This is a genomic window from Methylobacterium sp. P5_C11, from assembly GCF_054049775.1.
Genome location: NZ_JBFULS010000021.1, coordinates 1 through 8,443, shown reverse-complemented (window position 1 = coordinate 8,443; position 8,443 = coordinate 1). Strand labels below are relative to the sequence as shown.

Below are 8,443 nucleotides of genomic sequence, written 5' to 3'. Positions count from 1 at the left end.
GCCGCCGGACTTGGAGCGCGACGGTTACGTCCCGCCGAGCAGCCGACTCACGGACGCGTAAGTGTGACAGAACTCATGGGGTGAAGGGGGATTCGCTACATTGGAATTGAAACAGCGTGGCCGTCGATACAAATCAGCACTCTGACAAGAAATCGGTATATATTTGACCTAGCGTTCTAAAAATATTGAAACACCACTTGACTAACGTTCGCATTGGCCTCGTTCGTTGCGGCAGCATATCGAGGAGATCCAAATGGACGAGAGCACTTCAATTCCTAGGTCGGACCAAACCGACTTCATCGAGCTCACCACCGCGATCGTTGCGGCTTACGTGTCGAAGAACTCGGTTCGGCCGGCCGACCTTCCGGCTCTCCTGGCCGAGGTTCACACGGCTTTATCCGGGCTCGCAGGGACGTCTGCTTCCGCCGAGCCCAAGGCGGATAAGGCGTCACCCTCGCAGATCCGGAAATCCATCACGCCGGACGCGTTGATCAGTTTCATCGACGGCAAGCCGTACAAGACGCTCAAGCGGCACCTGAGCGGCGCCGGCATGACGATCGAGGAGTACCGCGAGCGCTTCGGCCTGCCGCGCGACTACCCCTCCACGGCGGCCAACTACTCGGCCCAACGTTCTGCGCTCGCGAAAAATGCGGGCCTTGGTCAGCTGCGTCAGAAAGCGGCTCCGAGGGCGGCCGAGGTCGCCGAGACAATCTCCGAGGCGCCCAAGTCCCGCGGGCGGAAGAAGGCTGCTGAGCCTGCAGCTGCACCGGCCGAAAAACCGGTCCCAGGCCGAAAGAAGGTCGTTGCCGCAGCAGAGTGAGCGGCTAGCCAGCGCGGCGTCTACCCGTTCATCGCCAGCGTGCTACCTTGCTGCTTGGGTGCCCATCTCAACAGCTGGCGCTCTGAGCCGGGAGCGCCGCATTGACACGACGGCCTCTGGTGAGAAGCACGCCCGGTCAGCCGGAACGGGCTTTTTCGCGCTCTGACACCGCGCGGTCGATTCACGGCCGCTGAACGATCTCCGAGGAAGCATTCGAAGCCAGCGACCTTAACCATCGCGATAAAGGCAGCATGCGCCTCCGCATCCGTTGCGAACGGGCTCTGCCAGCACGTGCAGCCGGAGTGGTGGACTACCGTGAAGGCTGCATCATGTCGTCTAGGTCTCCAATTTGCAGCGGGAGGATCTACCACCAGCCGGCGCTCATCTCGGCAGCGAGGTCGCGGCGCGTCGTGGCGGGCTGCAGAGAGCGATCGAGGGCTGCCATGACCCGTCGGACCGCTTCCTCGTAGCGCGGCGAGGCGGGATTGCGCGGGCGCGGCAGCTCGATCGCGACAGTCTCGTCGAGCCGGCCTGGCCTTGGCCGCATCACCACGACCCGGTCGGCCAACGTCACGGCCTCGCCCACGTCGTGCGTGACGATCAGGATCGTGGGCTTCGATTCCGCCCAGAGGTCGAGCAACTGCGCGTGCAGGTCCCGGCGCGTGAACGCATCAAGCGCCGAGAAGGGTTCGTCGAGGAGCAGCACGCGCGGCTGCGGGACGAAGGCCCGGGCGATGGAGACGCGCTGCTGCTGGCCGCCCGACAGCTCCCGGGGCCAGCGGCGGCCGTGCTCGGACAAGCCGACCCGCTCCAGGGCCTGATCGACGCGCGCGCGATAGGCGGACCGGCCGAGCCCGGCGAGGCCGAAGCCGACATTGTCGGCGACGCTCAGCCACGGCAGCAGCCGCGGTTCCTGGAAGACGACGCCGATCCACGGATGGGGCTGGCGGATCGTCTCGCCGTCGACCGCGACGCTCCCGGCGCTGGCCCGATCGAGCCCCGCAATGAGTCGCAGTAGGGTCGTCTTGCCGCAGCCGGATCCGCCGATGAGCGCGACGATCTCGCCGGGCGCTACCGACAGCCCGATGCCCGAGAGCGCCTGCGTGCCGTCCGCGTAGGTCTTCGAGAGGGCTTCGATGATGAGCACGGGGACCTAACCCTTGGGCAAGCGAGCGGGTGGGAGGCCGGGAAAAGACCCGGCCTTCACAGGCTCTCCCGCACCGTATCCTGCCAGCGCGTCAAGGGCCGCGTCATCACGACGAAGAGCGTATCGGCCAGCTTCCCGGCGAGCGCGAAGGCGATGATCGCCGCCAGGATCTGGTCGGGCTTGCCGAGTTGCTGACCATCGACGAGCAGGTAGCCGAGCCCTTCGGAGGCCCCCATCAGCTCGGCCGCGACCACGAACAGGAACCCGAGGCCGAGGCCGGTGCGCAGGCCGACTAGCGTCGCCGGAAGGATCGCGGGCAGCAGAATCCGGCGGGCCATGGCGCCGCGCGACAGGCGATAGATGCGCCCGACCTCTACGAGCTTGCGATCGACCGAGGCGATCGCGCCGGACACCCCGACATAGACGGGGAAGAACACCCCCACGGCGATCAGCAGGATCTTCGGCGTCTCGAGGATGCCGAACCAGAGGATGAAGAGCGGGACCCAGGCAAGCGACGGCACCGCGCGCAGAGCCTGCAGGCTCGGGTCGCAGATCCGGCGCACGAGCGGCAGCACTGCGACCGCGGTGCCCATCAGAATCCCGGCTGCGGCGCCGCCGAGGAAACCGAGGCCGACCCGGATCAGCGTCGCTTGGATATGGGCCAGGAGGTCGCCCGATGCGGCGAGTTCCCAGAGCGTTGCGCCGATCCGGCTCGGCGGCGGCAGAAGGCGCCCGGAGGCTAGCCCGGTATCGACCGAGACCTCCCATCCGGTCGCGAGTGCTACCGGGAGCGCGAGTGCGAGGACGATCCCGAGACCGAGGCGGCCACCTTGCCGCAGCACCGGCATCCCCGCCTCAACGGGCCGCGACGGGATTGAAGCGCGCGTCGAGCAGGCCGTCGACCGCCGCCGCCACCTCGGTGCCGGCCGGGATCACGCCGGCCTGCTGGAGGGCGAGGCCGGCCGCCCTGATTGCCTCAGCCTGGGCCGGACCGATCGTCGGCTGGGAGAGGTCGGTGCGCTCCAACTGGCGGGCGATCACCGGTTCAGGCAGCCTGGTGGAGGCCATCAGAGCCGCTTTGAGAGCCTGCGGGTTGGCCAGCGCGTAGGCGCGGGCACGCTCGTAGGCCGCGATCACCGCCCGGACCAGGTCGGGATGGGTCTGCGCAAAATCCTCGCGCACGTCGAGCAAGCCCCAGGTGTTGGCCGCCGCGTCGCGGTAGAACAACACGTCGCCGTTCTCGATCTCGGCCGCCGCCATCATCGGGTCGAGACCCGCCCAGGCATCGACGTCCCCGCGGTCGAGGGCCGTGCGTCCGTCCGGATGCTGGAGTAGGACGAGCTTGGCGTCCTTCTCGGTGAGGCCGACGCTCTGGAGCGCGCGGATCAGGAAGATGTGGGGGTCGGTGCCCCGGGTGACGGCGACGCGCTTCCCCTTCAGGTCGGCGGGCTTGGCGATGCCGGTGTCCTTGCGGGTGACGAGGGCGGTCCATTCCGGGCGCGAGAAGGCGTAGACCGCTCGGATCGGATTGCCGTTGATCCGCGCCACGAGGGCCGCAGCACCCGCCGCCGAGCCGAAATCGATCGCGCCCGCGTTCAGGAATTCGAGCGCCTTGTTGGAGCCGAGCGACTGGACCCAGCGGACCTTGATGCCCTTCGGCGCCAGGGCCTCCTCCAGAAAACCCTTCTCCTTCAGGAGGAGGCCGACCGGATTGTAGGTCGCCCAGTCCAGACGGATCTCCTTGGGATCCTCGGCGAAGGCCCTTTGCCCGAGCGGTCCCGTCAGGGTCGCCAGGGCGAGGCCGGCGGCCAGGAGGACTCTGCGGGATGCGGACATGGACAAGACCTTGGTGTGCATCGCCCTACGGATAAGGCGTATTTGGGAGAACTCAGGAAAGGCGCGTCCGGTCAAGTCTGTTGACCGAGGATACCCAGGATCTCGCGGCGAAGACGCACGATCTCGGGGTCGTCACGGTGACGCGGATAAGGGGCGGGCACGGGCAACTCGGCTCGGATCGCCGCCGGGCGGTCAGAGAGCACGATCACGCGCTTGGCCAGGACAAGCGCCTCCTCGACATCGTGGGTGACGAGGAGTGCGGTGAACCGCTTCTCCTGCCAAAGGCGGAGGATCTCGGCCTGCATGGCAAGCCGGGTCAGCGCGTCGAGCTTGCCCAGCGGCTCATCGAGGAGCAGCAGGCGCGGTTCGTTGACGAGGGCGCGCGCAAGCGCAACGCGCTGGGCCATGCCGCCCGAGAGCTGGTGCGGATAGACCTCGGCGAAGCCGTCGAGCCCGACGAGGTGCAGCGCCGCGTCGGCCAGCGCGGCCCGCTCTCGGCCGACGCCCTGGGCCTCCAGGCCGAGCGCGACGTTGGCGCGCACGGTGCGCCAGGGATAGAGGGTTGGGTCCTGGAAGACGAGGAGCCGCGACGGGTCCGGGTCCTCGACTGGATCGCCGTCGATCGCGATGGTGCCCTGATTGGGCAGTTCGAGCCCGGCCACGAGCCGCAGTAGGGTGGACTTGCCGCAGCCCGACGGGCCGAGCAGCGCCACAAAGCCGCCGGGCTCCACCTCAAGGCTCACCCGGTCGAGCACCGGCAGGGGCGCGCCGCGGATCGCGAAGGCGTGGCTGACGGCATCCACAGTCAGGCGCCCCCCGGCGGCTTGAGCAGCCTGTTCTCGGGTCGCGGTGGCTACCATTGCACCAGCCCCTTCTGCCACGCGAGCAGGCGGTCGCGGAGGCGGAACAGCAGCGTGATCAGGGACGAGCACATCAGCGCCATCACGATCAGCGCGGCGTACATGTTGGCGTAGGCAGCCCACCCTTGAGCCCATTGCAGGTACCAGCCGAGGCCGGACTTCACGCCGAGCATCTCGGCCACCACGAGCACCGCGAACGAGCCGCCGAGCCCCATGAACAGGCCGACGAAGACGTGCGGCAGCGCTGCCGGGATCGCCACGCGCAGGATCAGGAAGCTGCGCGAGGCGCCGAGTGTGCGCGCCACGTCGAAATAGGCCTTGTTGACACCCGCCACCCCCGACCATGTCAGGACCGTGACCGGGAAGCCGGTTGCGAGCGCCACCAGGAAGGTGCTGGCCGACCACGAGGACGGGAAGACGAAGAACGCCAGTGGCAGCCACGCCGTGGCCGGCAGCGGCCCGACGAAGCGCAGCACCGGATGCGCCCAGTAGCCGACCGCCCGCGACGAGCCGATCGCGACGCCGAGCGTGAACCCTACCGCTGCCCCGAAAGCGTAACCTCCGGAAAGCAGGATCAGAGAGTTGAGGATGCTGCCGCCGAGCTTCGGCCAATCGTCAAGGAAGACTTCCAGGATCGCCTGTGGAGGCGGGAAGAACGGCATCGGCAGCCATTCGAGTTTCGCCGTGGCGAATTCCCACGCGACGAGCGCGAGGGCGAGGACGGCAAGCCACGGGCTCCAGTGACGCATTCGCGCGCCCGGTGTCCCAAGCCGGGAGACGATGAGCGATAACAGGAGGAGCACAGCGCCGAGCACGGCGGCGCCTTGCGCGAATGCACCGGTCCGCGGGAAGTCGCCCGCCTCCGGCAGGCCGAGGGCGACCGCCGCGAGGGCGAGCCAGGCCAGCCCGGCGATCAGCCCCGACCAGGACGGCCGCAGCGGACGGCGAGGCGTTGCGCAGGCGGCGTCGGGCGCTGCGGTGACGGTGAGGCTGCCGGCCATTCCGTTCCCCTTCAGCTCAGGACGTCGGCGTAGATCCGCTCGGCGAATTTCGCCGAATCGGTCGACCGTTTGAGGACGTTAACCTGCTTCAACTCGTCGCCATAAAGGGCGAGTTGCTGTTTGAGGCTCGCGCCGACGGGGCTGTCGCCGTGTTGCTGACTGCGCAGCATCGCGGGGAGATCGTCGATCGAGCCTTTGCCGCCGTAGCCCGAGAAGGCCCGCGCTGCGGCTTCCGGGTCGACATGGACGGCATGGCCGCCTTCCAAGATGGCTCGTGTGAGGGCGGTGGCGACCGCCCGATCGTTGCGGATCAGGCTCCCGCGGACCGCGACGACGCAGCAGGTACGCGTGGCGTAGTCGCCGGCGAGGTTGGTCGACACCTCGGCGAAGCGCGGGTCCTTCAGCCAGATCCAGGTGCGCGGATCGGAATCGGCCAGCGCCTGCGCTTCGCCCTTCTCGACCGCAAGGTTCAGGAGGTCGGCTGGATACTGCCGCCACTCGACCCCGTTCTCCGGGTCGATTCCGGCCTTGGCGAGGACGAGGCCGAAGAAGTTTTTGGCCGGGCTTGCCTGATCGCTGATCGCGATGGTCTTGCCCTTGAGGGCGCCGACCTCGGTGATTCCGGCGGCCTTCGAGCCCAGGAGACGGAGGCAGCCTCCGTGCAGTCCGGCCGTGATCTTCACGTCGAAGCCCTGCTCCAAGGGCTTCAGCCATCGCAGCGCCATGCCGATGCCGGCATCGGCCTTGCCGGTGGCGATGGCCTCCAGCAGCGCCTCGGTCGAGCCGCCGAAATTCACGAACTCGACCTCGAGGCCGTGCTTGGCAAAAATGCCTCGCTCCTTGGCGAGCGGCGCTGCCGCGGTGCAGATGGCCGAGGCGTTCCAGGCAAGCTTGATCGGCCGCAGCGGACCGGACGGCCCTTCGGCCGCCGCCGGCCGGCAGAGCGGGCCAGGATCGAAGAGCGCGGATGGACCCGGCGCCCACGCGCGCCCGGTACCGAGCCCAAGGCCAAAGGGCATTGCTACGGCGGCCGCGCCGGTCCGCAGCAGTAGGCGACGCGAGGGCAGGCCGCCGGATCGGATGCCGCCCGGACTTGAGGGCTCGTCGCTCATGTCGACAGGATCTCCTTGGTGCACACGGCGCAGAGCATGGACGCGCGTGCCATCGATCCGGCCCCACGGCCGTACGGCATCCGCACGCTCGTATTTTGAAAGTGCCCGTCCTCTGCGGAATCGGCCCACAAACTATTCATTACGGTGAATGCCAAGTCAACGAAACGCTTTTTCCCATTTTCGCCGCGGGTGGACGAGTTTGTCTTCCCGCGTTTGAGAAAAACGGAATAAGCTTTCGTTGACCCGCGACGCCGCGGAGTGGACGATTATCGTCCATGACCGTCGCCGTCCCGCCCACCGACATAGCCAGTGCCCTCACCGAGACCTTCGCCGGACGGGCCGTCGGGTACGATCGGACGGGATCCTTCCCGCACGACAGCATCGCCGACCTGCGCGAGGCCGGGCTTCTCGGGCTCACGGTGCCGAGGCGCCTCGGGGGCGGTGGAGCTGGGCTCGCACGGGCCGCCGAGGTGGTGGGCGCCATCGGCCGCGGTGATCCAGCGACGGCACTTGTCCTGTCGATGCAGCTTCTCCAGCATGCCCTGATCCATAGGCCCGACTCGGCTTGGTCCCGCGGGGTCGCGGACAAGGTGGGCGAGGAGGCCGTCGCCGCGGGCGCTCTGATCAACGCCCTGCGGGTCGAGCCGGAGCTTGGGACACCCTCGCGGGGCGGCCTGCCCGCGACCGTCGCCAGCCGGGACGGCAAGGGCTGGCGCATCGCCGGCCGGAAGATCTGCTCGACCGGGGCGCCCGGCCTGGCCTACGGCGTCGTCTTCGTCCGCACCGACGAAGCCCACCCGCGCACGGGCAACGTTCTCGTTCCCTTCGACGCGCCGGGCATGCGCATCGAGGAAAGCTGGGACCATCTGGGACTGCGCGCTTCGGGCAGCCACGACGTGGTGCTCGAAGACGTGTGGGTTCCCGCCGATTTCGCCCTGGATCTGCGCGCTCCGGGCGAATGGCGCCCCGACCCGTGGCAGCAGGCCTGGAGCTGCACTCTCTTGTCGGCTCTCTACGACGGGGTCGCGCGGGCGGCACAGGATTGGTTCGTCCGCTACCTGCGCGAGCGCGTGCCGGGCAGCCTCGGGGCGCCGCTCGCGAGCCTGCCGCGCTTCCAGGAAGCGGTCGGCGAGAACGAGCGCCTGCTCGCTGTCAACGCGCGCCTCGTCACCGGCCTCGCCGCAGAGGTCGATGCGGGGCATCCCCCGGCGCCGCGGGAAGCCGGCTTCGTGAAGCTGACGGTGACGGAGGGCGCCATCGCCGCCGTGCAGCGTGCCGCGGAACTGTGCGGCAATGCCGGCCTCTCGCGGGCGAACCCGCTGGAGCGCCACCTGCGCGACGTGCTCTGCGCCCGCATCCATTGGCCTCAGGCCGACGCCGTCCACACCGCCGCCGGCAAGGCCGCGCTCGGTGCCTAACTGTGCAGTCCCGCGGTGTGGTGGCATCAATTTAGCTGTAACCGCCGCACACCGGGAGGCGTTATGGGACAGGTTCTTCACGGCTGCGCCACGACCACGCACGCGGTCAGAGCAACGCTACAGCGATCGAAAGCTCCGCTCAAAGATCTTGCCGCCCAGCATGGACTGAACCCCAAGACAGTCGCGAAGTGGCGTAAGCGAGCCTTCGTGCATGACGCGGCGATGGGACCGAAGACGCCGCGCTCTACC

At 68.4% G+C, this 8,443-nt stretch carries 8 protein-coding genes and 1 pseudogene; 3 read left to right on the top strand and 6 right to left on the bottom strand.

Going from position 1 to position 8,443, the window contains the following annotated elements; genetic code table 11:
* Positions 1 to 253: 253 nt before the first annotated feature.
* Positions 254 to 820, top strand: coding sequence for a MucR family transcriptional regulator (locus ACXJKQ_RS13270; RefSeq protein WP_457106205.1), 567 nt, complete (start codon positions 254 to 256; stop codon positions 818 to 820).
* Positions 821 to 1,184: 364 nt separating this feature from the next.
* On the opposite strand, the gene ACXJKQ_RS13265 is transcribed toward ACXJKQ_RS13270, so the two are convergent.
* From ACXJKQ_RS13265 to ACXJKQ_RS13240, 6 genes are all read right to left on the bottom strand, one after another.
* Entirely contained in the window at positions 1,185 to 1,967 is a 783-nt protein-coding gene (locus ACXJKQ_RS13265) for an ABC transporter ATP-binding protein (RefSeq protein WP_457106204.1), read from the bottom strand.
* A gap of 56 nt (positions 1,968 to 2,023) precedes the next feature.
* A complete protein-coding gene (locus ACXJKQ_RS13260; protein ID WP_457106203.1) occupies positions 2,024 to 2,815 on the bottom strand; it encodes an ABC transporter permease in 792 nt (263 codons plus the stop codon).
* Positions 2,816 to 2,822: 7 nt separating this feature from the next.
* Positions 2,823 to 3,803 carry an aliphatic sulfonate ABC transporter substrate-binding protein gene (locus ACXJKQ_RS13255; RefSeq protein ID WP_457106202.1) on the bottom strand — a complete coding sequence of 327 codons (981 nt, stop codon included), beginning with the start codon at positions 3,801 to 3,803 and terminating at the stop codon, positions 2,823 to 2,825.
* Positions 3,804 to 3,874: 71 nt separating this feature from the next.
* A complete protein-coding gene (locus tag ACXJKQ_RS13250; RefSeq protein ID WP_457106201.1) occupies positions 3,875 to 4,663 on the bottom strand; it encodes an ABC transporter ATP-binding protein in 789 nt (262 codons plus the stop codon).
* Positions 4,657 to 5,664: an ABC transporter permease gene (locus tag ACXJKQ_RS13245; RefSeq protein WP_457106200.1), complete on the bottom strand. Its 1,008-nt coding sequence runs from the start codon at positions 5,662 to 5,664 to the stop codon at positions 4,657 to 4,659. Before ACXJKQ_RS13245 ends, ACXJKQ_RS13250 begins: the two co-directional genes overlap by 7 nt.
* Before the next feature lie 11 nt (positions 5,665 to 5,675).
* Positions 5,676 to 6,776 (bottom strand): ABC transporter substrate-binding protein, encoded by a 1,101-nt coding sequence (locus tag ACXJKQ_RS13240; RefSeq protein ID WP_457106199.1) that lies wholly within the window; start codon positions 6,774 to 6,776, stop codon positions 5,676 to 5,678.
* A 275-nt stretch (positions 6,777 to 7,051) separates the two neighbouring features.
* On the opposite strand from ACXJKQ_RS13240, the gene ACXJKQ_RS13235 reads away from it, so the two are divergent.
* Positions 7,052 to 8,194, top strand: coding sequence for an acyl-CoA dehydrogenase family protein (locus ACXJKQ_RS13235; RefSeq protein ID WP_457106198.1), 1,143 nt, complete (start codon positions 7,052 to 7,054; stop codon positions 8,192 to 8,194).
* 63 nt (positions 8,195 to 8,257) lie between these two features.
* Positions 8,258 to 8,443, top strand: a pseudogene (locus ACXJKQ_RS13230) (IS481 family transposase); the annotation flags it as partial.